Source organism: Alteromonas sp. KUL150, assembly GCF_009811475.1.
Taxonomy (GTDB): Bacteria; Pseudomonadota; Gammaproteobacteria; order Enterobacterales; family Alteromonadaceae; genus Alteromonas; species Alteromonas gracilis.
Window position 1 is genome coordinate 23,523 of the sequence record NZ_BLIJ01000029.1, and the last position, 25,643, is coordinate 49,165.

25 protein-coding genes are annotated in these 25,643 nt (G+C 46.1%); 16 read left to right on the plus strand and 9 right to left on the minus strand.

Translation table 11 applies throughout. From position 1 onward, the window contains the following. Nucleotides 1–301 precede the first annotated feature (301 nt). Together uvrA and GVO62_RS19340 are read left to right on the plus strand one after the other, a co-directional pair. Nucleotides 302–3,133, plus strand: coding sequence for an excinuclease ABC subunit UvrA (gene uvrA / locus GVO62_RS06270; protein WP_159118220.1), 2,832 nt, complete (start codon nt 302–304; stop codon nt 3,131–3,133). Between the two features lie 203 nt (nt 3,134–3,336). After that, complete coding sequence (locus tag GVO62_RS19340; protein WP_012516741.1) at nt 3,337–3,504, plus strand: hypothetical protein; 168 nt, start codon at nt 3,337–3,339, stop codon at nt 3,502–3,504. Between the two features lie 74 nt (nt 3,505–3,578). On the opposite strand, the gene GVO62_RS06275 is transcribed toward GVO62_RS19340, so the two are convergent. From GVO62_RS06275 to GVO62_RS06285, 3 genes are all read right to left on the minus strand, one after another. Beyond that, on the minus strand, nt 3,579–5,081 hold the full coding sequence (locus GVO62_RS06275; RefSeq protein ID WP_159118221.1) for an Hsp70 family protein: 1,503 nt from the start codon (nt 5,079–5,081) through the stop codon (nt 3,579–3,581). A gap of 76 nt (nt 5,082–5,157) precedes the next feature. After that, entirely contained in the window at nt 5,158–6,393 is a 1,236-nt protein-coding gene (locus GVO62_RS06280; protein WP_159118222.1) for a S41 family peptidase, read from the minus strand. 11 nt (nt 6,394–6,404) lie between these two features. Beyond that, nucleotides 6,405–6,881, minus strand: coding sequence for a MarR family winged helix-turn-helix transcriptional regulator (locus tag GVO62_RS06285; protein ID WP_159118223.1), 477 nt, complete (start codon nt 6,879–6,881; stop codon nt 6,405–6,407). A gap of 213 nt (nt 6,882–7,094) precedes the next feature. On the opposite strand from GVO62_RS06285, the gene GVO62_RS06290 reads away from it, so the two are divergent. Further along, complete coding sequence (locus tag GVO62_RS06290) at nt 7,095–7,514, plus strand: acyl-CoA thioesterase (RefSeq protein ID WP_159118224.1); 420 nt, start codon at nt 7,095–7,097, stop codon at nt 7,512–7,514. A 22-nt stretch (nt 7,515–7,536) separates the two neighbouring features. After that, nucleotides 7,537–8,235, plus strand: a complete 699-nt coding sequence (locus GVO62_RS06295; protein ID WP_159118225.1) for a 2OG-Fe(II) oxygenase — start codon at nt 7,537–7,539, stop codon at nt 8,233–8,235. Here the strand turns inward: GVO62_RS06295 and GVO62_RS06300 are convergent. From GVO62_RS06300 to GVO62_RS06315, 4 genes are all read right to left on the minus strand, one after another. Next, nucleotides 8,232–9,179 (minus strand): dihydrodipicolinate synthase family protein, encoded by a 948-nt coding sequence (locus tag GVO62_RS06300; protein WP_159118226.1) that lies wholly within the window; start codon nt 9,177–9,179, stop codon nt 8,232–8,234. The genes GVO62_RS06295 and GVO62_RS06300 overlap by 4 nt on opposite strands. Before the next feature lie 111 nt (nt 9,180–9,290). Continuing rightward, nucleotides 9,291–9,788 carry a DUF3299 domain-containing protein gene (locus GVO62_RS06305; RefSeq protein ID WP_159118227.1) on the minus strand — a complete coding sequence of 166 codons (498 nt, stop codon included), beginning with the start codon at nt 9,786–9,788 and terminating at the stop codon, nt 9,291–9,293. A 141-nt stretch (nt 9,789–9,929) separates the two neighbouring features. Beyond that, nucleotides 9,930–10,460 carry an inorganic diphosphatase gene (gene ppa / locus GVO62_RS06310; protein ID WP_014947861.1) on the minus strand — a complete coding sequence of 177 codons (531 nt, stop codon included), beginning with the start codon at nt 10,458–10,460 and terminating at the stop codon, nt 9,930–9,932. A 163-nt stretch (nt 10,461–10,623) separates the two neighbouring features. Then, the gene (locus tag GVO62_RS06315; RefSeq protein ID WP_159118228.1) at nt 10,624–11,601 is read right to left on the minus strand and encodes a class 1 fructose-bisphosphatase; all 978 of its coding nucleotides are present in this window, start codon (nt 11,599–11,601) and stop codon (nt 10,624–10,626) included. 315 nt (nt 11,602–11,916) lie between these two features. Between GVO62_RS06315 and mpl the strand changes: the two genes are divergently transcribed. From mpl to GVO62_RS06330, 3 genes are all read left to right on the plus strand, one after another. Beyond that, entirely contained in the window at nt 11,917–13,275 is a 1,359-nt protein-coding gene (gene mpl / locus GVO62_RS06320; protein WP_159118229.1) for a UDP-N-acetylmuramate:L-alanyl-gamma-D-glutamyl-meso-diaminopimelate ligase, read from the plus strand. Nucleotides 13,276–13,347: 72 nt separating this feature from the next. Continuing rightward, complete coding sequence (locus GVO62_RS06325) at nt 13,348–13,980, plus strand: flavin prenyltransferase UbiX (protein ID WP_105929916.1); 633 nt, start codon at nt 13,348–13,350, stop codon at nt 13,978–13,980. A 2-nt stretch (nt 13,981–13,982) separates the two neighbouring features. After that, the gene (locus GVO62_RS06330; protein WP_159118230.1) at nt 13,983–14,792 is read left to right on the plus strand and encodes a S1/P1 nuclease; all 810 of its coding nucleotides are present in this window, start codon (nt 13,983–13,985) and stop codon (nt 14,790–14,792) included. Nucleotides 14,793–14,886: 94 nt separating this feature from the next. Here GVO62_RS06330 and rraA read toward each other — a convergent pair whose 3' ends face one another. Then, entirely contained in the window at nt 14,887–15,372 is a 486-nt protein-coding gene (rraA, locus tag GVO62_RS06335) for a ribonuclease E activity regulator RraA (protein ID WP_105929914.1), read from the minus strand. Nucleotides 15,373–15,804: 432 nt separating this feature from the next. On the opposite strand from rraA, the gene GVO62_RS06340 reads away from it, so the two are divergent. From GVO62_RS06340 to GVO62_RS06375, 8 genes are read left to right on the plus strand one after another with little or no spacing between them, the layout of a single operon-like run. Further along, nucleotides 15,805–16,317 (plus strand): phosphatase PAP2 family protein, encoded by a 513-nt coding sequence (locus tag GVO62_RS06340; protein ID WP_201282646.1) that lies wholly within the window; start codon nt 15,805–15,807, stop codon nt 16,315–16,317. 1 nt (nt 16,318) lies between these two features. Next, nucleotides 16,319–17,386, plus strand: coding sequence for an MJ1255/VC2487 family glycosyltransferase (locus GVO62_RS06345; RefSeq protein WP_159118232.1), 1,068 nt, complete (start codon nt 16,319–16,321; stop codon nt 17,384–17,386). A gap of 51 nt (nt 17,387–17,437) precedes the next feature. Next, on the plus strand, nt 17,438–17,635 hold the full coding sequence (gene lptM, locus GVO62_RS06350) for an LPS translocon maturation chaperone LptM (protein WP_236547088.1): 198 nt from the start codon (nt 17,438–17,440) through the stop codon (nt 17,633–17,635). Next, entirely contained in the window at nt 17,635–18,885 is a 1,251-nt protein-coding gene (gene lysA / locus GVO62_RS06355; RefSeq protein ID WP_159118234.1) for a diaminopimelate decarboxylase, read from the plus strand. The genes lptM and lysA overlap by 1 nt, the downstream gene beginning before the upstream one ends. Nucleotides 18,886–18,920: 35 nt before the next feature. Further along, on the plus strand, nt 18,921–19,751 hold the full coding sequence (dapF, locus tag GVO62_RS06360; RefSeq protein WP_159118235.1) for a diaminopimelate epimerase: 831 nt from the start codon (nt 18,921–18,923) through the stop codon (nt 19,749–19,751). Further along, nucleotides 19,748–20,443, plus strand: coding sequence for a DUF484 family protein (locus GVO62_RS06365; RefSeq protein ID WP_159118236.1), 696 nt, complete (start codon nt 19,748–19,750; stop codon nt 20,441–20,443). The genes dapF and GVO62_RS06365 overlap by 4 nt, the downstream gene beginning before the upstream one ends. A 5-nt stretch (nt 20,444–20,448) precedes the next feature. Continuing rightward, nucleotides 20,449–21,369: a tyrosine recombinase XerC gene (xerC, locus tag GVO62_RS06370; protein ID WP_159118237.1), complete on the plus strand. Its 921-nt coding sequence runs from the start codon at nt 20,449–20,451 to the stop codon at nt 21,367–21,369. A 20-nt stretch (nt 21,370–21,389) separates the two neighbouring features. Further along, nucleotides 21,390–22,130 (plus strand): HAD-IA family hydrolase, encoded by a 741-nt coding sequence (locus GVO62_RS06375; protein ID WP_159118238.1) that lies wholly within the window; start codon nt 21,390–21,392, stop codon nt 22,128–22,130. 99 nt (nt 22,131–22,229) lie between these two features. Here the strand turns inward: GVO62_RS06375 and cysE are convergent, their stop codons facing one another. Then, nucleotides 22,230–23,027, minus strand: coding sequence for a serine O-acetyltransferase (gene cysE / locus GVO62_RS06380; protein ID WP_105929905.1), 798 nt, complete (start codon nt 23,025–23,027; stop codon nt 22,230–22,232). A 416-nt stretch (nt 23,028–23,443) separates the two neighbouring features. Between cysE and uvrD the strand changes: the two genes are divergently transcribed. Next, on the plus strand, nt 23,444–25,615 hold the full coding sequence (gene uvrD / locus GVO62_RS06385; protein WP_159118239.1) for a DNA helicase II: 2,172 nt from the start codon (nt 23,444–23,446) through the stop codon (nt 25,613–25,615). Nucleotides 25,616–25,643 lie beyond the last annotated feature (28 nt).

Here is a 25,643-nt window from a genome sequence, read left to right on the forward strand (position 1 = left end):
GCGCGCAGAGAACACCTGTTTCTGCTGCATTAAGAATAAGGTCGCGAAGTGTAGCATAATACAATTGGTATTTTCTTCTGCTCGCGAGGTAGATTTAGCCCTCTCGCACTACCCTTTTTCTTACTAGGGGTTTAAAAGTGGGGATAAAATCACCACTTTGCAATGACGTTAAGCGAGAACTAACCGTAAGCTTATGTCCGTGAGGTGATCTGCTTACTCCGCTTACAGTATAACTTGAATGTCATATCACTTTACTTGACACCTATGGCATACTGATTCTTTTTCTCTCATTTAGGCTTCAATGGATAAAATCGAAATTCGCGGTGCTCGCACCCACAACTTGAAAAACATCGATTTAACACTGCCACGAGACAAACTGGTGGTGATAACCGGCCTTTCTGGCTCGGGTAAATCGTCTCTTGCTTTCGACACGCTATATGCAGAAGGTCAGCGTCGTTACGTTGAATCTTTGTCTGCTTATGCCCGTCAGTTTCTATCTATGATGGAAAAACCAGATGTTGATCATATTGAGGGTTTATCACCAGCAATATCCATTGAGCAGAAATCAACATCGCATAACCCCCGCTCAACGGTGGGTACCATCACTGAAATATACGACTACCTGCGTTTGATGTTCGCGCGAGTGGGCACGCCACGCTGTCCTGACCACGATGTGCCGCTAGATGCACAAACGGTCAGCCAAATGGTCGATAAAGTATTAGCGATGCCCGAGGGCAGCAAGCTAATGCTGCTAGCACCTATTGTTAAAGATCGTAAAGGCGAGCACGTTAAGACGCTGCAAAACCTCTCTGCTCAAGGCTTTATTCGCGCGCGTATCGACGGTGAAGTGTGTGATCTATCTGATCCGCCGCCTCTCGATTTGCACAAGAAGCACACCATTGAAGTTGTGGTCGACCGTTTTAAAGTGCGCGATGACATGGCGCTGCGTTTAGCGGAATCGTTCGAGACGGCGCTCAGCCTTGCTGGCGGTAACGCGGTTGTGGCTGATATGGACGATAAAGACGCAGAAGAAATTGTGTTTTCTGCTAATTTCGCCTGCCCACATTGTGGTTACAGCATTAGCGAACTAGAGCCGCGCCTGTTTTCATTTAACAACCCTGCGGGCGCCTGCCCTACCTGTGACGGCTTAGGCACAAGGCAGTTCTTTGACCCTGCACGCGTAGTCGGCAATACCGAATTGAGTTTGTCTGGCGGCGCTATTCGCGGATGGGACAAGCGCAGCTATTACTATTTCCAAATGCTACAGGCAGTAGCAGACCATTATAAATTTAGCCTTACCGCGCCATTTGAAGAGCTCGATAAAAAGCACCAAGATATTGTGCTTTACGGGTCTAAAGGCAAGTCGCTGTCATTTAAGTACATAAACGAGCGTGGCGACGTGATGGAGCGTAAGCATCCATTTGAGGGCATTATCCCTAATATGGAGCGTCGCTATCGCGAGACCGAGTCGAATTCGGTGCGTGAAGAGCTAGCAAAATATTTAAGCCAGCAGCACTGCAGCAGCTGTAACGGCACGCGTTTGCGTGTTGAAGCACGTAATGTATTTATACAAGACACCAATCTGCCAGCCATTGCTGACATGTCCATTGCCGATGCGTATGGATTCTTCGAGACACTAAAACTTGAAGGTCAACGTGCTCAGATAGCCGAAAAGATTTTGAAAGAAATCATGGACCGCTTGCGCTTCTTGGTAAACGTAGGTCTTAACTATCTTTCGATGTCGCGCAGCGCCGATACTCTATCGGGCGGTGAAGCTCAGCGCATTCGACTGGCAAGTCAAATCGGCGCAGGCCTAGTGGGCGTTATGTACGTGCTGGATGAGCCCTCTATCGGTCTTCATCAACGGGATAACGAACGCTTACTTGGCACGCTTACGCACTTGCGCGACCTAGGTAACACCGTGTTAGTTGTAGAGCACGACGAAGATGCCATTCGCGAAGCCGATTACATTGTAGATATCGGCCCGGGGGCGGGTGTGCATGGTGGTGAGATTATCGCCGAAGGTTCGCTTGAAGATATCAAAAACAGTGAACACTCACTTACTGGAAAATACTTATCTGGCAGAGAGAAAATAGATATCCCTGCAACACGCACGCCGGTAAAAGACGACAAGTGGCTAGAGCTTTTAGGCGCTACCGGCAACAACTTGAAGTCTGTTGATTTACGTATACCTACTGGTGTAATGACCTGTGTAACCGGTGTATCGGGCTCGGGTAAATCAACGCTGATTAATGACACCTTCTACAAAATTGCGCAGCGCGAGCTGAACAAGGCGACCACTTCTGAACCGGCGCCGCATAAGTCGATGACCGGATTAGACCAGCTAGATAAAGTGGTAGATATTGATCAAAGCCCTATCGGCAGAACACCCCGCTCTAACCCGGCGACTTACGCTGGCATTTTCACTCCAATTCGTGAAATGTTCGCCGGCACTCAAGAGTCGCGTTCACGGGGTTACAAGCCTGGTCGCTTTAGCTTTAACGTGAAAGGCGGTCGCTGTGAGGCGTGTCAGGGTGACGGTGTAATTAAAGTGGAAATGCACTTTTTGCCAGACGTATATGTGCCTTGTGACGTGTGTCAGGGCAAACGCTATAACCGTGAAACCCTTGAGATAAAGTACAAAGATAAGAACATTCACGAAGTGTTGGAAATGACGGTGGAAGATGCCCGTCAGTTCTTCGATGCTATTCCGGCTATTTCACGTAAATTGCAGACACTCATGGACGTAGGCTTGTCATATATTCGACTAGGCCAAGCCGCCACTACGTTATCAGGTGGTGAAGCGCAGCGCGTGAAATTGGCGAAAGAGTTGTCAAAAAGAGACACTGGGCAAACACTCTATATCTTGGATGAGCCAACCACCGGGTTGCACTTCCACGATATTAAACAGTTATTAGCCGTCCTTCACAGACTGCGCGATCACGGTAATACCGTTGTGGTTATTGAGCATAACCTAGATGTGATTAAAACCGCAGACTGGATTGTTGACCTTGGACCTGAAGGTGGATCCGGAGGTGGCCAGATTATTGCAGAGGGAACACCTGAGCATGTGGCACAACAAGAAGTTTCACATACAGGTCGGTTCCTGAAACCCATGCTCACACAAGCTTGAGCCGGTAACGAGGTAAATCCGTTAGCGTAGAGCGCACTCGTTTTCTATTTTGTTGCTGTGTAATTTACACAACAGCTTGTAAGAAGTGCGCGTTGACGTTTATTTACACGTTTTTCCTTGCTGGTCAGAGCTTGTATTGGCAAATCATACGTTACGATGATTTTTGTGTATTTTTGCAGTAAGAATTGCTGGAGCGACAACTAATGAACCAAACGCCGCCATTAGCCTTAGTGAAAACATGGTATCACCTACTTTCATCATCAGAAGACAATGATGTGAAAGCACGCGCACAAGAAATGCTGTTAAAAGCCTTCGAGTCGCCTGAGGCCATCGCGATTTATCTAAAAGAACACAATATCCTTAAGCACTGATCAAAAAAGCCTTAGCGTAGTATGGGTTACTACGCTAAGGCTTAGCATTTCTTATCTAAACAAAGTGCGCGATTTTACGCGTGTTTCGCCGCTTGAATAGCTAATCCTTCGCACACCGAGTTGAAAGCGTCATTCTCTAATCGAGGTAAACCGGTAAGTAGGTTTTCATATAGCGCATCAACCACGATTGGCGATAAACTCATACCACCTGTGATCATCACCACTTCTGGCTTTTCACTGCTGTTTTCCAAGCATTCCACCACTAGCGCTTTCACTTTATCAAGCCAAGGTTTTAACGCCTTTTTAAGTGACTCTTGCGAAATCTCCACATCAAAATCATCTTCGATATAGTGTAGCGGCAAGGTGATATTCTGCTTACTCGACAGTAGTTCCTTGGCTAGTCGAGCCGAATTCACTACACGGGCAGACAACTTGTTCTCCTGAACAATTAGCAAGCGTTCTAGTTGGGCAGGCTCTTTAATCACAGACATGGTTTGAGAAATATCTAACCCGTAATCGTCAGAGAAAAAGCGGGTGAGTGCAGGAATGTTATCAACCGCACACATATCAGAGAAGTACGTGGGCGGAACAGGAAGCCCGTTAATCATCTTAAGGCCCATTCCCATTTCTGGGGCAATAGCCTTAAGCACCAAGCTTTTATCGCAATCCATACCGCCTAAACGTCTGCCTGTTACCGACAGAACATCATCTTTGCGATCAAGCTGGTTGGAGCGCTCGGGAGAAAGCTTAATACAGCAAATATCCGTGGTACCCCCACCAATATCTACAATCAGCGTAGTGGTATCCCTTGGTAGGGTTTGCTCAATTTTATACGCCGCGGCGATAGGTTCATCTAGGAAATTAACCCCTGTAAACCCGGCTTTCGTCGCCGCTTCAGTCATTATTTGAATGGCCTGCGCGTTCCCTTCTTCACCACGGGTACCGTGAAACTTAACTGGACGGCCAATAACCGCATTATTAACAGCCTTGCCTAGCTGCTGCTCTGCACACTGTTTAAAGTACGCCAACTGCTTAGCAATAATACCGATGAATGCTTGTTTTTGGTCACCGTCTAGCGAGGCGCCTAGAAAGTTCTTAGGTGAATAAATTAGACGGCCTTTGTCCGGCATTTTAAGAAAGCGCCTAAACCCTTCTTCACCAAACGCAAACTGGCCGTGCTCTACTAAGCGCAGCAAAGGGATTTCGTCTAGCGACATGGCATGCATCAATTGTGCAATCGCTTTACGCTGTAGTGCAGGCTTGTTGTGCAAATCACCGCGCAGCGAGTCGATACGGTCGCTGTACATCGCCTGTTCTTTTGGATCTTTTGCCGAATAATAGCCGTCCTTCGCCTTATCTATTTGCTCACTGATAACGCGCTGTAACTGCGCTACTTTCGCTTCAACCATGGCATCAGGAGGCGGCGGCAGTTCATCTTCAAAATAGATGAACACCGAAGAACGGATTTTATTGCCCTTCTTATCTAACGGGTCAAGTTTGATGTGCTGATGGGCCGTTCCATCAAAATACACAACCTCAGAATTTGATGTACCGTAGTCAATCCCAATCGCAGTCATAGTATGTTCGCTCAAAAAGTTAGAAGCGGATTGTAAGTAAATACTAAAGTGCTTTCTAGCTTTGTATGTAATTGAGCTATATTGCTTTTAACAGAGCTATTGCAGCATTTAATTCTGAGTCACTGGCTGTATGCCCGTCCCAAGATACCGCCTGGGGCACAAAGTCCTCTCGATATGAGCCGTTCACATGGTAAAGACGTTCAAAACCCAGCTCTAAAGTTATGGTCGAATCAGGTAATTGAAATTGATTTATCCCGCCAAGCAAATCAGCCATGGGTGTGCCGATTACCGCCTTTGCACCAATGGCATCAAAGCCAATAGCCATACCTTCTCCCATACTGCCGGTCCAATGACCAACGAGTACCACTACTGGCTTACTGTAATAAGGTAATGAAGGGGTAACATGGGCCAAGTGTAGCTCTGCTTCTTGATAGGGTTTACCCGCATTTTGAATTCTGTAACCTTGATATGCGGTTTTGGCATTTACAAAGTGCCCCAAGATAGGCTCAGCTACGCCAGTGTTTCCCCCGCTCGGCGTATTGCGCAGGTCAATCACTAACCCTTGTGTTGATTCAAGTGACTCAAGAGCTTCTTTGAACGCACGAACGGTTTCAGAATTACCTAGATTATTATTAAAGCGGATGTACCCTATTTCCTCTTTCTGCTTAACTACCAGAGGAGCTTTTGTTCGAAGTAGATTAATAGCATCGTAACTAGCTGATAATTGCACGCGTTTGGCATCATCAAAATCAGACGCCACTTCAATAAGTCTTCCTTGATTGCGACGCCCACCTAAAGCCACGTTAACCGCCCACGTTTTGTGTGCGTCAGTAAGCGGTAGTGATGTGTTTCCAAAAACGTGATGTATTGCGGCTTCAGTAGACTCGCCGTCTATACCCACAATCACGTCACCTAAGGCTAACTGGCTATTGGCAGCAGCACTGCCCGCTTTAATACGTGTTATAACAAAGTCATCACCCTGCTTTTCCACCCAAACATCAGAACCCGTTGGCGTGACGCTGTAGTCTGCCTCATTAAGCGGTGATACGTTAAAGTGCGGGTCGATAAAAAACTGCTTCACCACCTGCAATACATCGACAAATTCCTCTTGCGTTGTGGCGCTCAATGCAAGGGGTTGATAATACGCTTTTAAAACTTCCCAGTCGGTAGGCGCCGTATCTAAGTAGGCGTAGTTGTCTTCAACAGTTTGAACAAAAGCTTGCCAGCTTTCTTTCGTATTGAAACCCTGGCTTTGTGCGCAGCTGCTTAGCGGATGGAGTAATGACAGCAATATAATAATTCGATAAATCATAATGTTCCCTATTATGAATTGGAGTGATGAGGAAATTGTTCAGTTAAGCGCGTAAGAAGTGATTGTTTTTTTAGCGCCTGTTCCATCGTTTTAAGTGATGCTTCAAGATTTACCTCTATTTCTTTCCAGAGGGCATCATATACGTCTTCAAATTCTTGCATTATCTCCACTATCTGCACCGCTTCGGCCTTCGCTGCAGGTGCAATATCGTATACGCGTTTCCGCGAATCTCGCTCATCGGGCACAGAAACAAAAAAGCCGTCTGCAACACTTTGCTTCAATCGACTTTCAATAAGTTGACGTGAAAGACCGATGTGGCTTGCTAACTCAGTTGACGAAAGAGGCCCTTGAGTATGAATCGCCAGTACCAGAGAAATACGATTTGCAGGCAGACTAATATTAAGCGCTTCAAATACCTCTTGACCTTGAGTTGCAATAAGCTCGCTAGCACGCAATAGTATCGCGCCAAACTGAGGGCTTCTGATCATGGTAAATACCTTTACGATTCATTACATAAAATCAATTACGCAAATATTTGCGCAAAAGTTTTCATAAATCAACTTGTTTTTGAACTCGCCTTTTTTGGTTAGGTGTTAAAAATGTTTTCCAACTGAGTTACATGGTCTTTGATAAATCACTGAAATACCCGCGTCATAATGCTAAAGTGAAAACCAAATAAACAACGAACCCTACTAAGAAGTATGAGCCATTCAGCACCATTAGTTAAATCATTTGACGTGCGCTTTTGTGAAACCGATGCCTTACAGCATGTTAGCAATACGGCGTTAGTTACTTGGTTTGAAGCAGCCAGAGAGCCTATTTTCAGAATGTTCACCCCTGAACTAGACTTAAATAACTGGCCGTTAATTTTAGCCAGTTATAAGGTCGATTTTTTAGCTCAAATTTTTTACGGCAAACCGGTAACGGTAAAAACCTTCGTTAGCCGTTTAGGCAACAGTGCATTCGATATATTTCAAGAGGTATGGCAAGACGACAAGCTTTGCTCAACCGGCGTGACCACCATGGTACATTTTGACTATAAAACACAGCGCTCTGCGCCTATACCGGATGAAGTGAAATCAGAACTACAGTCACACTTTAAAGAAATACCAACTAAGTAACAGAGCGCAGTACGAGGTCTCCATGAGCGATTTAATTGAAGTTATTGATGATGTGTTACCACCGGAGCTGTGCAAACAACTCATGGAACGCTTTGAAAGCAGCCCTAATTTGTCTCAAGGCCGTACTGGCGGCGGCGTCGACTTAGATAAAAAACGCAGCATGGATGTGTCGATAAGCCGCAACCCGGAGTTTAAAGACTTATTTCAGCAAGTGATGCAGCACACTGGGCAGCAGCTGGTCTCCTACATTGAAAAGTACTATTTTGCGCTTGTTGGGCCTATTGGCTTAACCGTACGCCACCCTAAAACCGGCGAACCGGTGAAAGTAACAGGTGAAAATTTTGATGAAGTGGGTAAACCCAATTTGGCGAATTTGGTGAACTACCTGTTTCGGATTGGCGATGTAAATGCACAGCGCTACACCGCGGGCAATGGTGGCTACCCATACTGGCATTCAGAAGTCTATCCACAACTTCAACATAACGATGCGCTGCACCGCGTGTTGCTGTTTATGTACTACTTAAATGATGTGGAAGAAGGCGGCGAGACGGAATTTTATTATCAAAACCGCGCGGTTAAGCCCAAAGCAGGCAGAATGGTGATTGCGCCTGCCTATTTTACTCACACACACCGCGGCCAAATTCCAAAAAGTAACGACAAGTACATTTTAACGTCGTGGCTTCTGTTTAACCGCGCTGAGCAGATATATACGCAGGGCTAACTTAACGACAACTGCGCGATAATACGTTCCAGCTCGCTGTACTCTTTCTTGTCGATAGGTAAGAAGGGGGCAGGCAAGCTAGGCGTTTCACAATAGCCCAAAATTTCTGCCGCGGCAGCAACCACACGCAAACCGCCGCCATTGCTCGCAAACATACTCCATATTTCGTTTAACTCTTGCGACTGAGCCTGTGCATCCACAGCATTACCAGACTGAGCGGCGTCGATAATACGCATTACGGTTCGCGGAAATATTCCCCCTATAACAGAGAGCCATAGGTCACAACCTTCACTCATTCCTGCTGCGCCAAAACTATCACCACTCACGCCTATAGCAATGTGTGCAGGCATTATCTCTCGTAATGATGCTAATCGACGAGCGCCTTCGCTACTGCTTGCTTCAGAGGGTGGGATATCCTTGCTGGAACTATTATCCATTGCGCTTTTGGCAAACGGAGTACCGGGTATTTTAATCGCCCCGATATTCGGTAATTTGCCTATGCGGCGATACAAATCATCGCTGAAGGTAAAATTAGTCACACGAGGATTTTCGTAAACGCAGATAGGCACAGATACCTCGTGACTCACTGCCTCATATAGGCCGTACACTTCTTCTTCATTAAGCACTTGATAGGATACCGGTGCCAACAACACAGCATTAACACCTGCTTGCTGCACAGCTTCAACGTTTTTTAGCACGTCATAGGTACGCAGCGCCCCAACGCCTGCCATAACAGGAATCCCATTTGCGTGGTCGACGGCGAGCTTGGCTACGTCGTACTTTTGCTCTCGCGTTAGATAAGGATACAGCCCAGTAGAGCCTATCGCGCAAATTGAATCTACGTTCGCCGAAGCTAAATTCTCAACAAGCCCTTGAAGTGCTTTGTAATCAATAGCTTCTTGGTTGAATGGAGTAATGGGAAACGCTGATAATCCTGTAAACACCTGATGTCCTTTTTTAAAACGTTTAGCTCTTCATAACGTTAGCGCATTGCTTATGTGAAGTCTCTACGCCAAGAAGCCCGTGAAGCTGGAGGTAGTCGGAATATTCTTTATTTAGAACCCCTCAACCATCTCACCTTTTAATCGGTAACCAACAGACGCAATATCGCCTTTCCAACCGTCAGTCGATAATTCGCCGGTTACCCAGATCGCGTCGTAAATATTATCTATGCGCACACCTTCTTCAAATTTTACGTACACTATTTGATTAGACGGCGGCGGTGGCACGTGAATACAGGCTCCGAAATATGGAACAAGTAAAAACTCGGTGGTTAGCTCTGCCGTACCTTCTAGCGGCACAACAAAACCTGGGATTTTCACCCGTTTACCATCAAAGGTATCGACAATCGGCGCGTCAGGCTGAAGCTGACTCATCTCACCATTGTGCTGAACAGCAGGCGGCGCGAGTTCGTTAAAGCCTTCAGGCACTAGGTCCTCCCAATATACTTCTACAGGAGCTTTGACAGGCGCTTCATCTGCCAGTGCGTTGAAAGTTACAACCATCATTATTACAGCAAACAATGAAGTCATGGATAATTTATGGTGGATCATACTGCTCTCTATCGTTGAGTATTTTTTTCTCTTTTTTGTATCGGCTTTGGCTTGTCGTTTTCAATCTTCACTTTTTAGCCACATACAAAAAGGGCTGGTATTGCACCAGCCCTTTGTATCATCAATTTAAAGCAGCGTGAATTATTCTGCTTCGAAACGCGCGATGCTTGCGGTAATTTCTTCTTTTGCAGCTGCAGCGTCTGCCCAACCGTCAATTTTCACCCATTTGCCTTCTTCAAGATCTTTATAGTGCTCGAAGAAGTGCTCGATTTGCTTAAGAAGAAGCGGAGGTACGTCTGCAATCTCTTTTACGTCACGATAAATAGTAGAAAGCTTGTCTACTGGTACCGCTAGAACTTTTGCATCTTTACCAGACTCGTCAGTCATGTTTAATACGCCAACTGGACGACACTTAATTACAGAACCTGCAAGCAGTGGGAAAGGTGTCATAACTAGTACGTCAACTGGGTCGCCATCTTCAGACAATGTGTTGTTAACGTAACCGTAGTTAGTTGGGTAGTGCATGCAAGTTGCCATGAAACGGTCAACAAATAGCGCACCTGTGTCTTTGTCTACTTCGTACTTCACCGGGTCAGCGTGTGCTGGAATTTCGATGATTACATTCACTTCATCTGGTACGTTTTTACCAGCAGAAATAGCACTCAAGCTCATTCTTAGGTCCTTTCAGTAATGGATTAAAAATTTTGGTCGTAAGTATACGGTGACAGCAGCAAAATAAAAACGCTTTACGACCCATGTCGTACTAATCTCTTTATTTTTCGTTAAATTTTGCCGCTTTTTAATAATTAAATGGCCCTAACGGGCCATTTTTTCATTACTTCGCGTTGTCGTTGTAGCTCAAGCACATATCAACTTCGTCTTTAGAGCCAATGATGCACGGTACACGCTGATGAATTTCTTCAGGCATTACTTCTAAAATTCGGCCAGTACCGGTTTCTGCTTTACCACCGGCTTGTTCCATCAAAAACGCCATTGGGTTGGCTTCGTAGAGCAAGCGTAATTTACCTGGCTTCGACGGGTCCCTGTTGTCGAATGGATACATAAAGATACCGCCACGACAAAGCAAACGATGAATATCGCCCACCATGGCAGCTACCCAGCGCATATTAAAGTCTTTACCACGTGGACCTTCTTTACCTGCTAGCAGATCGGCAACATACGCCTGCATTGCCGGTTCCCAATGACGCTGATTCGACGCATTAATCGAGAATTCTGAGGTTTGCTCAGGCACCTGTATATTCGGGTGAGTCAGCAGGAAGCCACCGTGGGTTTTATCAAGTGTATAAATGTGGGTACCGCGACCTGTCGTCAGCGCTAACATTGTAGACGGGCCATAAAGCACATATCCCGCTGCAACCATCTGTGTACCAGGCTGCAAGAAAGCTGACGGATCGTCTGGCTCCATCCACTGTGGCGCATGAGCAATTGAGAATATGGTACCGATGAGACTGTTAATTTCAGTGTTTGACGAGCCATCAAGTGGGTCGAAGCTCACTAAGTACTTACCTTCTGGATTGCATGGAACTACGTCGTCTTCTTCTTCAGACGAAATGGCTTTAACGTAGCCAGATTCCCTTAGCGTGTCTTTTAAAATGTGGTTAGAGATAACGTCGAGCTTTTTTTGTGTTTCGCCTTGTACGTTTTCTGAAAGAGTTGAACCGAGCACGCCAGCAAGTGCGCCTTGACTCACGCGGAAAGAAATTTCTTTACAGCCCGCTAGCAGTGTACGAATGAGCAGAATTAACTCAAGTGGTGCACCGTCTTGTTGCAATTGGGAATTTAAACGTTTCATTGAATGTAAGCCTTTTTTTCGTGTGTAGGGTGTCGTGCTAGCCATCGCTCAGCTTTCCTTACCGGCTTTTTTTATTAGCAAGCACGCACAGGTTTTTATACCTGCGGTTAGATTGTAACCGTGTTCACTGCGAAGTGGAACATACCAGTTCAATGACATACACACACCATACCAGTTTGCATCCCGCAGATGTCCTGAGGTGAGCGTAATTTAAAGGCATGACGCATATGTTTAAATACAAAAATTGAATTATCTATAGGTTGCAGGGTTCTGATAAAGTACCCCGATAACATGAAAATTCATTGGGAATGCGCTATGCATGTACATATTTTAGGCATTTGTGGAAGTTTTATGGGTGGCATTGCCGCCATTGCCAAAACACTCGGCCACAAAGTTACAGGCTCAGATAAAAACGTTTATCCGCCAATGAGCACCCAGCTCGAAGCATTAGGCATTGAGCTTACCGAAGGTTACGGCGAGAGCCAGTTTGACCCAGCCCCAGATATTGTGGTCATTGGTAACGCCATGTCGCGCGGTAACCCCGCCGTTGAATACGTGTTAAATCGCAATTTACCCTACACCAGCGGCCCTCAATGGCTGCTTGATAACTTACTCAAAGATCGTTGGGTAATTGGGCTGTCTGGTACCCATGGCAAAACGACCACCAGCAGCATGGTCGCGTGGATTTTAGAGCACGCGGGTCTTAATCCCGGTTATTTAATTGGCGGCGTGCCAGAAAACTTTGGCGTATCAGCACGCGTGGGTGAAAGCCCTTTTTTCGTGATAGAGGCTGACGAGTACGACAGCGCATTTTTCGACAAACGCTCGAAATTTGTGCACTATCGCCCGAAAACCTTGGTTATCAACAACCTTGAGTTTGATCATGCGGATATTTTTGCTGACCTTGCTGCTATTCAAACCCAGTTCCACCATTTAGTGCGAATGGTACCTGAAAACGGACTTATTCTTACGCCAAACAATACACCTGCTATAGAAGATATGCTCAAGAAAGGCTGCTGGTCGTCGCGCCAATTACTAGGCAAAGAGTGGCATGCTGAACTGCTCAAAAAAGACGGCAGTGCGTTCAACGTAGTGCATAACGGCGTTACTGCAGGAACCGTCTCATGGCCTTTGGTAGGTCAGCACAATGTAGACAACGGCTTAATGGCCATAGCCGCAGCTCACCATGCTGGTGTCACCTTACCGGATGCCATAGAAGCCTTATCATTTTTTAAGAATGTTAAACGCCGCATGGAAGTAAAAGGTGAAGTAAACAACATCACCCTTTATGACGACTTTGCACACCACCCTACCGCTATCGCAACCACACTAGATGGACTGCGCAAAAAGGTGGGTAATGCACGTATTCTGGCTGTGCTAGAACCTCGGTCAAACACGATGAAAATGGGCGTTCACAAAGATACGTTAGCAAATTCGTGGCAGAAAGCCGATGAGGTTTATCTTTACGAGCCAGAGGGAATGGATTGGTCACTTGTTGATTCCGTTGCCCATAGCAGCGCCCCGACTCATTGCTTTAGAGAAGTCGAGAAGATCGTTCAAGGTGTTTGTAACGTAGCACAACCAGGCGATCACGTACTTGTAATGAGTAACGGCGGCTTCGAAGGGATCCACGGCCGACTTTTAGATGCCTTAGAATCGAAATTTAAATTATAAAAAGCACCAGTCTTAAAATTAGCCACAGCTAAAAAGCTAACACTAAGACATAGTGTCTACAGAGGCAATGTAATGAAACATGACAAGCAAGTCACACTTGCTATCACAGGTGCATCTGGCGCACCTTACGCACTTACACTCTTGAAATCGCTGGTTAATGCAGATTATCAAGTTTACGTACTTATCTCTTCCGCGGCCAAGGTAGTCTTTGCCACTGAAGAAAATGTAAAAATACCTGGGCGTCCTGAGGACGCTGCCGCATTTTTTACCGAGCATTGCGGTGCCAAACCCGACCAAATAAAAGTGTTTGGTAAAGAAGAATGGTTTTCCCCGGTTGCGTCTGGTTCAGCTGCGCCTGCCAAAATGGTGGTATGCCCCTGCTCTACCGGCACCTTGTCTGCCATCAGTATCGGTGCGAGTGACAACCTTATAGAGCGTGCGGCAGATGTGGTGTTAAAAGAAAGAGGCCAACTTATTTTAGTTCCGCGAGAGATGCCACTTTCTTCTATACATTTGGAAAATATGCTTAAGCTGTCACAAATGGGTGCTACTATTATGCCCGCCGCGCCAGGCTTTTATCACAACCCCAAGACTATCGATGACTTAGTTGACTTTGTCGTGGCGCGCATACTTGACCATCTTGGCATTGAACAATCTCTTGTTGCTAGGTGGGGCTACCAATCATCCAAACATTCTAAGGATTAACCATGTTCGCGCTTAAAAACAGGACATGCGCAGTTGCGCTAAGCACACTTATAACATTATGCATTGCTTCTCCCGCCTTTGGGTGGGGTCAAACGGGCCACCGAGTAACCGGCGCTATCGCTGAGCAGTACCTGAGCCCACTCTCACAAGCCGCACTTATGGAACTATTGCCGCATGGCTCACTCGCTGAAGCTTCTACCCATGCAGATGAAATGCGCTCAAATCCCAGCGAATTTTGGCAGAAAACAGCAAGCCCTTGGCATTATGTGACTGTGCCTGAAGGCAAAGCGTATAACGAAGTAAGCGCACCTAAGCAAGGTGACGCGGTTACCGCTTTAAAGCAATTTACCCAAACGCTAAAAAGCGATGCAGCCAGTGTTGAGGAAAAGCGTTTAGCCCTTCAGTTTATCGTGCACATTATTGGTGATCTTCATCAACCCCTACATGCAGGCAATGGCACTGATCGTGGTGGTAATGACGTAAAAGTGCGGTTTTTCTGGCAAGACTCTAATCTTCACCGCGTTTGGGACTCTCAAATGCTGGACCAGCGCGACTTGTCTTACTCTGAGTGGACTGAATGGCTAACAAAAACGATAGCGGCGAAGGATATTCGCAGTTGGGCAACCACCGACCCTCTGGTATGGATTGAAGAAAGCACCACTATTCGCGATACCATTTATCCAGAAGATGCGAATAACATGAGCTATGACTATTTATATCACCATCTTCCTACTGCCAAAAAGCGCCTTCAAATGGCCGGTATACGCATTGCGATGTACTTAAATATGGTCTTCGATGAGGCTAACAATTAGCATTAGCCACAATATAAATAAAAAACGGAGGCTAAACCTCCGTTTTTTATTTTTTCTGTTAAGCTTTCGTCACAGGGTCAGAGCCTAGCGCAACCTAGTCTAAGTCAAGTGGTTCAGGTGAAAGAATGACCCCTGTACTATCAGCGTACAAATGATCTTCCGGTAAGAACGTAACGCCACCGAAGTTCACCGGCACGTCTACTTCACCAATACTTTCGCTTTCAGCGTTTACAGGAATAGCCGCCACCGCCAGCACACCAAGATCTAATTCGGCAAGGCTGTCTATTTCACGCACACTTCCGTAAATCACTACCCCTTCCCAATCGTTATCAATGGCCACTTGTGCAGAAGACGCATCAAATAGGGCTCGACGATTAGAGCCACCGCCGTCTATCAACAGCACTTTGCCTGCGCCGGGCTGTGCTAAAACGCGATCGATAAGACCCCTATCTTCAAAGCACTTCACAGTGGTTATTTCACCACCGAAAGAATACCGGCCACCAAAGCTCGCGAAAATTGGGTCTACCACGTCAACGCTATCAGCAAACAAATCGCATAATTCAGATGTGTTGTATTCCATGATTTTGCCTTACTAAAAATTGAGAAGAGGGATAAAGCTCTCTGTGCAGTTCAATCTAGCATAGCATTAAACGAAGCGTTGCAAACGGTTGATTTAGTGCCTTTCGCCTTATTTTATTATTTTGTGAAACTTAATCTTTTTCTTTTCACTCCTGTGCATCACTGAGCACGTATTTTGCTTAACTTTTGCCTTAATAACGCGTTAAACGCTAATTGGATTAGCGGGCACAAATAGCATGTATATGACGTCTCTTTTAGGCCTTAAAGATCATTGATAAATTCTCAGTCCACTTAGCCATTTTTACCATCTGAACCCGAAGGGCGACGTGAACCCATTTTGCTGTCAAAAAAGTTTCTTTTTTTCGTCACCCACTGGTCACAGATTAACTTTAGCCTGTGCAGTAATTAACCGATAGGGGACAAGGCGATGCTAATGAAATCCTTGACCAAATACGATACTGACTTATTTTATCGCCTGTACAAACTGACGCTAAAAAGAGACTGCCGCAGCATTATTTGGCTTTCTAAAACAGGCGACGGATACCTGTACTTCGTTATCGGTATGCTGCTTTGGGCTTTCGAGCCTGAACATGGTGAGCTCTTCCTTTACACAGCGCTGATGGCTTACGCGCTTGAGTTACCCATTTATGTGCTGCTTAAGAAAATGTTCAAGCGCCCGCGCCCTTGCGATTTTCTAATGAATTTAACGGCACATGTCACCCCGTCAGACAAATTTTCACTGCCATCCGGTCACACTGCCGCAGCCACACTGATGGCATGTATTGTTGCGCATTATTACCCATCGTTTGCGGTACTTGCCTATTGCTGGGCAGCGCTAATTGGGTTGTCACGGGTGTTATTGGGCGTTCACTATCCATCTGATGTGGTAGCAGGTTCACTTCTTGGTGCCACAATTGCAACACTGAGTATTTCAATTCTGGGGTAGCATGAAATTACTATATGGTGTGCAAGGCACCGGAAATGGGCATATTGCTAGAGCTCGTATAATGGCGTCAGCGCTCGAAGAGCGCGACGACATTAGCGTAGACTTTGTTTTTACTGGCCGCGCGCCAGAAAAATACTTCGATATGGAAGTGTTTGGAGAATACCGTACTTTTACTGGGTTGAGCTTCATAACAAAAGCCGGCCGCGTGGATAAGTGGGCTACCGTTAAGGAGGCTAACGTCAGCCGTTTAATCAAAGACGTAAAGGCCTTTGATACCAGCGGCTACGATTTGCTGGTTAACGATTTCGAGCCAGTGACGGCGTGGGCCGCCAAACGGCAGGGTTTGCCGTCTATTTCTATTAGTCACCAAGCCGCCTTCGCCTATGACGTACCTAAAAGTGGCAATACCATTTTTGATACATTGTTGATGAAAGTGTTCGCACCTACTGAACTTCAATTAGGTGTACATTGGTATCACTTCAATCAACCTATCATCCCTCCGTTTGTGGCTGAAAAGCCGGTTTTTTCTCCGGGTAATGGGCATGTATTAGTATACTTACCCTTTGAAGACATAGACGATGTCCAACAAATGCTAGAGCCACTAAGCGATCAAATCTTTCACTGCTTTCATCCTGATATCGACGAAGCAAGAGAAGTGGGTCATATACATTGGCACCCGACGTCTAAAAAACATTTTCAGAAATCCCTCCAGCATTGCAATGGTGTAATTGCAAATGGGGGCTTTGAACTGTCTAGCGAGGCATTGCAGCTAGGCAAAAAACTCCTCATAAAGCCATTGCACGGTCAATTTGAGCAGTTGTCGAATGTACTTACCTTAGACAAACTTGATCTATGCCAAACCCTTTTTCAATTAGACACTGACATTGTGGAAGAGTGGCTTGAGGCGCCCGGAAACGAAGCGATTGCTTTCCCAGACAATCCCCACATTCTGATTGATTGGCTTAAAAACAAAGACTTTTCTGATACCCAGAGCCTATGTGATGCGCTATGGAAAAACGTTCGATACGGTGATAAAACGCAAGAACGCTTATTGGCTCTTGCAATTTAATACCGCAATGCGATGATAGCGGCATTTGTCGTATTCTTCGCGGGATTTTTCGTGCTTAAAAAGTCAGTAGTTTTCTTGCTAACACTCATAGCATTGTGTGGCTGTGGTTACAAAGGGGCGCTTTATATTCCTGAAGCGCCTGCACAAAACACGTCGGCTGAACCAGCGTCTTCTAGCACGCTAGAAACCGACACTTCACTTGGCGATAACAACACTTCCCCCGCACCTACCTCTGGAGAACAGAACTAGTGGATTACTTTGCCTACAGCGAAGGTCAGCTACATGCTGAAAAAGTGGCTGTTTCTGATATTGCAGCGCAATACGGAACACCCGTTTATATATATTCACGTGCTACGTTAGAACGTCATTGGCATGCGTTTAACGATGCAATTGGTGAGCATCCTCATCTTGTGTGCTACGCCGTCAAAGCTAACTCAAACATCGGTGTTTTAAGCGTTCTCGCTAAGCTAGGCTCAGGTTTTGATATCGTGTCTGCTGGTGAACTAGCCCGTGTTATCGAGGCAGGTGGTGACGCCAGTAAAGTGGTATTTTCCGGCGTGGGTAAAAAGCACGACGAAATCCGCTATGCCCTTGAACAGGGCATCATGTGCTTCAACGTAGAATCAGAGCCTGAACTGCATCGTATTAACGAGGTGGCTGGTGAACTGGGCGTTAAAGCGCCAATATCGCTTCGTATTAATCCTGATGTAGATGCCAAAACGCATCCTTACATTTCAACCGGCTTGAAAGCCAATAAGTTCGGCATTGCCCGGGAGCGCGCCCTCGCAACTTATGAACTGGCTGCGTCTTTGCCCAACTTAAATGTAGTCGGTATGGACTGCCACATCGGCTCACAGCTAACGGAAATTGGTCCGTTTGTTGATGCACTAGAACGCCTGCTTCTGCTTATTGATGAGCTGGCCGAGCGCAATATCATTATTGAACACTTAGATGTAGGTGGTGGTCTTGGCGTAACGTATAACGACGAACAGCCTCCTCATCCGAAAGCTTATGCTCAAGCCATGGCTGAAAAAATGGTTGGCCGCGAAAACCTGAAGCTTATTCTAGAACCTGGCCGCGCTATAGCCGCTAATGCAGGCATTCTGGTTACCGAGGTTGAGTTTATTAAAGAGGGTGAAGAGAAAAGCTTTGCGATTGTCGACGCAGCAATGAACGACCTATTGCGTCCAGCGCTTTACTCCGCTTGGCAAAAAATTATTCCTGTGAAGCAGGAAAGCTCGGCAACACCCCGCATTTATGATGTCGTTGGCCCCGTATGCGAAACCGGCGATTTCATAGGCAAAGACCGCGAATTAGCCATTGAACCCACCGACCTACTTGCTGTTCGCAGTGCGGGTGCCTATGGTTTTGTCATGGCGTCAAACTACAACAGTCGCTGTCGTCCAGCAGAAATCATGGTTGATGGTGAAAAGGCAATTGTGGTTCGCGAAAGAGAAAAACAAAAAGATCTCTGGCAAGGTGAGCATAAACTTCCGTAAACTAGAGACAAACTAACAAGAAAGATGCGCGTTTAATGCAGGTCCAATTTTCAAAAATGCACGGTTTGGGTAACGACTTCATGGTTATTGATAACGTTACTCAAAACGTATTTTTCTCTAAAGAAAAAATTCAGCAATTGGCTAACCGTAATTTCGGCATTGGCTTTGACCAGCTGTTGATGGTTGAACCGCCTTACGATCCAGAGCAAGACTTTCACTACCGTATTTTTAATGCGGATGGCTCAGAAGTAGAACAGTGTGGAAACGGAGCACGCTGTTTTGCGCGCTTTGTCAAACAGAAGGGATTGATTAACCGTAACAAAATTGTGGTTAGCACCAAAGCGGGAAAAATGGTGCTTTACCTAGAAAAAGACGGTCAAGTAACCGTTAATATGGGTAAACCAGAATTTGAACCGGCCAATATTCCTTTAAAAGCTAACAAACAAGAAAATACCTATATCTTGCGCGTAGGTGAAAGCACCTTATTTATCGGCTCGGCCTCAATGGGCAACCCACATTGTGTGATGGAAGTTGACGACGTTGATACTGCAAATGTCGCAGAACTTGGCCCTCTTGTTGAAAGACACGAGCGCTTTCCCGAAGGCGTAAACGTAGGCTTTATGCAGGTTATCAATGAATCTCACATAAAGCTTAGAGTCTTTGAACGGGGTTCTGGCGAAACCCTTGCCTGTGGCAGTGGCGCATGCGCGGCAGTTGCAATTGGTCAAATACAGGGTAAATTAGGAAAAGATGTAAGGGTAGACTTACCCGGGGGCAGTTTACGTATACGCTGGCCCGGCCCAGATAACGTACTCAAAATGACAGGGCCTGCCGAACACGTATATGACGGACAGATAAATATATGAGCGACTTATCGGGGCAGTCTAACGCCACGCAATTAATTGAGCCATTTAACGACACATCTGAATTGTCGAGTTCAGATGTGCGCAGGTTTTTGCTAGAACACCCCGAGTTCTTTGCCCAACACCCTGACCTACTGGAAAAAATTAAGCTTCCTCATGAGCACAAAGGTAGCGTATCGCTGGTAGAAATACAAAGTGAGCAGCTGCGACAGAAAGTAAGGCAACTTAACTTCAAACTTAACCAGTTAGTGAGTATTGCCAAGCAAAACGAAAAAATTTATCGGGTTTATACCGACTTAAACGTACAACTCTTACGCTGTGAGAGCGTAGCCGAAGTACAGTTTACGCTAGAAGATGTCCTTCAAGAACGTTTGCAACTCTCTTCAGCCGTGATAAAAAGCTTCAAGGGTCCACACGCCATTCCGGAGCTACAGCAGCGTTTATTCACAGAGAAACGCTTTAAAAATACCAATTTCTTTTTTGGTCGATTGTCCCAGCACGAGCGCCAGCTATTATTCGGAGAAAGTCCCGCTGAGTCTGTTGCACTGATGTTGCTTGGCGATAATCGAGAGTTAGGTATCTTGGGGATAAGCAGCAGCGACGCAAGTCACTTTACGCCAGATATGGATACCCTCTTGCTTCAACAACTTCAGCAAGTGCTTAATATTATCTTGCCTGAAATGATGGGGTATTAACGTCAGTGTCTGCGGACGCGCTTGTAAGTGAGTCTTGCCAGGCGTGGCTAGATAAGTTTTTACTCCACCTTCAGGTAGAGCGAGGTCTATCCCTCCACACTATCAAAAACTATCAGCGCCAACTCACTGAGGTTGCCAAGTTACTTGGCCTTTATGAATGGTCTGGACTTACTCCAAGCGATATAAAGCGCGTTATGGCGGATGCGAAAATGTCGGGGCACAGCGCCCGCAGCATTGCACTGAGATTGTCAGCACTGAGAACGTTCTGTCAGTATTTAATCGATCACCAACAGCTTTTCAGTAATCCCGTAGAAGGAATTCAAGCGCCCAAGCAAGGAAAACCCCTCCCTAAACAGCTTAGTGTTGATGAAATGCAGCAGCTGCTCAACGCCGCACCAACAAGTGGTGAAGATGATGAAGGTATGCAGCTCAGAGATATCGCCATGTTTGAGCTTCTTTATGGCTGCGGATTGCGTTTAAGCGAATTGACCGGCTTAAACCTAGCAGACTGCCTCAAAGACGGCACAGTAAAAGTCATGGGGAAAGGCAGCAAACAACGCATTCTGCCACTAGGTCGACACGCACAAAGAGCACTTAATTCATGGTTAAAAGTGCGTCCTGCCTATGCATCACCCTATGAAAGTGCGGTATTTGTAAGTAAACGCAAAACCCGCATTTCAAACCGACAGGTTGCTAATCGTCTTGATAAAATGGCAAAAGAGCAGTCGCTTTCACAAAAAGTTAGCCCTCACAAACTGCGCCATTCTTTTGCCACGCACGTATTAGAATCAAGCGGTGATTTGCGGGCGGTTCAAGAGTTATTGGGTCACGCTAATTTGTCGACCACACAGGTTTATACCCATCTCGATTTTCAGCATCTCGCCAACGTCTATGATGCGGCTCATCCACGCGCGCACAAGAAGTAAAGCTATACTAAGGGTTATCCATGCAGTTTTTTAGGTCTATCAACCACGTCGATGCCATGACATTCGACCTTGACGACACGCTCTACGATAATGAACCTATCATTCGCCGGGCTGAGCAGGCGCTGCAGGCGCATATTGCGAAGCATCACAAAAAAGCGGCGGCCCTCACACCAAACGATTGGCAACATCTTAAACGTGCTGCGATTGCTAAGGATAGACGTTTAGCCTCAGATATGGGGCAGCTTAGACGTGTTGTTTTGACCGCCGCCCTTTCAGGCACCTCGGCAGATAAAGTCGAGATTGACGTAAGCAAAAGTAATGATATTAGGGAAGCGGTAGAAGCCTGTTTCAACTGCTTTTATGACGCTAGGAGCAACTTTGAGCTGGCTGAAGATGTACATCAAGCACTTAAAAAGCTGAGCGATAGACTGCCGTTAGTCGGTATCACGAATGGCAATGTTAATGCCCAAAAAATAGGTATTGATGGTTATTTCGAGACCATACTACACGCCAGCACCACGCGACCGATGAAACCGGCTCGAGATATGTTTGATGAAGCAGCCACATGCTTGCGTATCGCGCCCCCCCATATTCTTCACGTAGGGGATAATATTATTAAGGATGTAAAAGGGGCGATTAATGCTGGCTATCAGGCAGCTTGGTATGCCTGTAACAGACCGATGAAATTAGCGAATGAACCTGTAAGCGTGCTTCCTCACGTAGCGCTAGACAACCTCAACGAACTCACCCAATTCCTATGAATTTGGGGGGTCAGAGTACTTTAACCGTTTAAATCTGGGGCTAGGGTACATTAACCTTTGACGAAGGGTGAAGGCGAAATGAACTCAAACCCGCAAATCTTAGTTATCTTCTAGTACGTTTTGGCGCATAGATTCGCAGGGGCTTTCACAAACCGGTCTGCCGACCACTTTAGCGGGAACGCCCACCACGGTAACGTGGGCTGGTACGTTATTAAGTACCACGCTGCCTGCGCCAACTTTAGAGCCTTCACCTATTTCGATATTGCCTAAAATCTTCGCTCCAGCGCCAATTAACACGCCTTGGCGAATTTTAGGATGGCGGTCGCCCGATTCATTGCCGGTCCCACCAAGGGTAACGCTTTGCAAGATTGACACGTTATCTTCAACCACTGCGGTTTCACCCACTACAATACCCGTTGCGTGGTCGAACATAACGCCTTTGCCAATGCGCGCTGCGGGATGAATATCGACCCCAAAACTTGCTGAGTTACGACTTTGCAAAAACAGTGCGAGTTGATGGCGACCATGCATCCAAAGGTAGTGCGCCATTCTGTGCACTTGTACAGCGTGAAAGCCTTTAAAATGCAGTAACGGAGTAAGGTAATCATTTACTGCTGCATCTCGCGCTTTAATTGCGAGAATGTCTGCCGTAGCGGCTTCACTTATCCCAGGCTCTAGCAGGTAGGCTTCATCAAATACTTCGCGGATCGCAATGGCAGGCATAACGTCATCTGCCATTTTGTTCGACAAGATAAAGCTCAACGATGACTCGAAGTTATGATGAGCAAGCACACTGGCATGCACATAACTAGACAGCAAAGGTTCTTTTTCTGCAACAACTTGCGCTTCTTGTTTTAGCGTCGACCAAAAGTCGATTGGCGTAGAAAGTGCGGTCATGAGCATGTTCCGTTAATGTATAAGTATCACGTATGGTAGATTCGGTCTGTTAGCCACTGCTTAACAATATCAATCTACGATTGAGTGCTGCAAAGTAAAGCATATCGATTCAGGTACAAAGTTTACCTGAGTTTGGTGTGGTGCAATACCGATGTGATACCGCCTTAGCGTTAAAATCGATCAATCTATCTGATTAATTTGTTATAGCAAAGGCCTACAAGATCTAACCGTTGCTACTGAATATAGCCCCTTCCCCTCTTTTGTAATTTGTTGTGTTACTGCTTGGTAATAAACGTTAAAAGGTAAAACATTACGATAAAGGGTGTGTAGAAAACTAGACTGTATAAATTCACAGTCAGATGGCATAATAATCGGCTGCTGAATGTATAAAATTATCAACCAACAGGTACCACATTATGGATGTATCTCGACTGCTAGACGAGCTTAACGACAAACAACGTGAAGCTGTAGCAGCCCCATTGTCTAACGCTTTAGTACTTGCCGGCGCAGGTAGTGGTAAAACCCGCGTATTAGTGCATCGTATTGCGTGGTTGATGGAAGTCGAAAACATCGCGCCTTTCTCGATATTAGCAGTAACCTTTACGAATAAAGCGGCCAAAGAAATGCGCGGCCGTATCGAATCGCTTATGGGGCGCAGTCTACACAATATGTGGATTGGTACCTTCCACGGACTAGCACATCGCTTACTACGTGCCCATCACGCAGAGGCAAATCTTCCGGAAAATTTCCAAATTATCGATTCTGACGACCAGTACCGCTTAATTCGTCGAATTCTTAAAGCCATGAACCTAGATGAAAAACATTGGGCTCCCCGCCAAATCCAATGGTATATCAATGGCAATAAGGACGAGGGTTTACGCCCTCAGCACATAGAAACCCATGGCGATCATATCCAAAAAACCATGCGTGAAGTATATGCTGCATATCAGGATGCCTGCGACCGTTCTGGCTTAGTTGACTTTGCCGAGTTGCTATTACGGGCTCATGAACTGTGGGCTAAAAATCCAGAAGTACTCGCTCACTACCAACGCCGTTTCCGCGCAGTGCTGGTCGACGAATTTCAAGATACCAACAATATTCAATACGCTTGGCTTCGCATGCTTTGTAGTGGCGGTAATAACAACATTATGATTGTTGGAGACGACGACCAATCTATCTATGGCTGGCGTGGTGCAAATGTCGATAATATTCAGCACTTCCTCAAAGATTTTAATGAACCTAATACCATTCGTCTTGAACAGAACTATCGTTCAACCGGCAACATCCTGAAAGCGGCGAACACGGTTATCGACAATAACACGGGCCGTTTAGGGAAAGAGCTTTGGACCGAAGACGCTCAGGGCGAGCTAATTTCTGTATATGCAGGTTTTAACGAACTAGACGAAGCGCGATTTATTGTTTCGAAGATTAAAAACTGGCTTAACCAAGGCAATGCCCTAAGCGATACCGCAATTCTTTACAGAAACAACGCTCAGTCCCGAGTTCTAGAAGAAGCGTTACTCCACGAGGGATTAGCCTACCGTATCTACGGCGGCTTGCGCTTCTTCGAACGTCAAGAAATTAAAGATGCCCTAGGCTACATGCGCATGGTAAGCCACCCGCATGACGACGCCGCATTTGAACGTGTGGTAAATACCCCAAGTCGGGGGATTGGTGAAAAAACCCTATCACAGGTGCGCGAAACAGCTCGCGCGCACAGCTGCTCTATGTGGCAGGCCTGCCAACTGCTTATCAACGAAGGCGGGTTCAAAGGTCGAGCATTGAATGCAATGCAAAGCTTCGTGCTACTTATTACAGAGCTTGAACAATCGACCTTGGATGAATCGCTTGATCAACAAGCGGATAAAGCCATAAAACAATCGGGTCTTTACGCGATGTATCAAGCCGAACGTGGTGAAAAAGCGCAAGCTCGATTGGAAAACTTAGAAGAACTGGTTACCGCATGTAAAACCTTTATCGTGCCTGACGAAGCTGAGGAAATGACGCCTCTTGCGGCGTTTTTGGCTCACGCATCTTTAGAAGCCGGCGAGACACAAGCAGACAAAGATCAAGATGCCGTGCAAATGATGACTATTCACACCGCGAAGGGTTTGGAATTTCCACTGGTATTTTTGGCCGGTGTGGAGGAAGGCATGTTCCCTAGCCAAATGACCAACGATGAGCCTGGCAGAATGGAAGAAGAACGCAGGCTTTGCTATGTTGGAATGACCAGGGCTATGCAAAAGTTGTATATCACTTATGCTGAAAGTCGTCGATTATATGGGCAGGACAAGTATCACACTGCCTCTCGATTTATTCGCGAAATGCCAGCAGATTGCGTCGAAGAGGTGAGATTAAAGTCAACGATCTCGCGCCCGGTACATAACCGATTCAGCCAGGCTACCTCACATGCGAGTTTTGAAGAAACCGGATTTAGTTTAGGCGAACGCGTTGTACACCGTAAATTCGGCGAAGGTATAGTGCTTAATTACGAAGGTAGTGGTGAGCACGGCCGAGTTCAAGTAAACTTCGATGAATTTGGCAGCAAGTGGCTGGTACTTGCTTACGCAAAGCTGGAGAAGGCGTAATTTATTAATGTGGCAAGGCAGCCTTAAC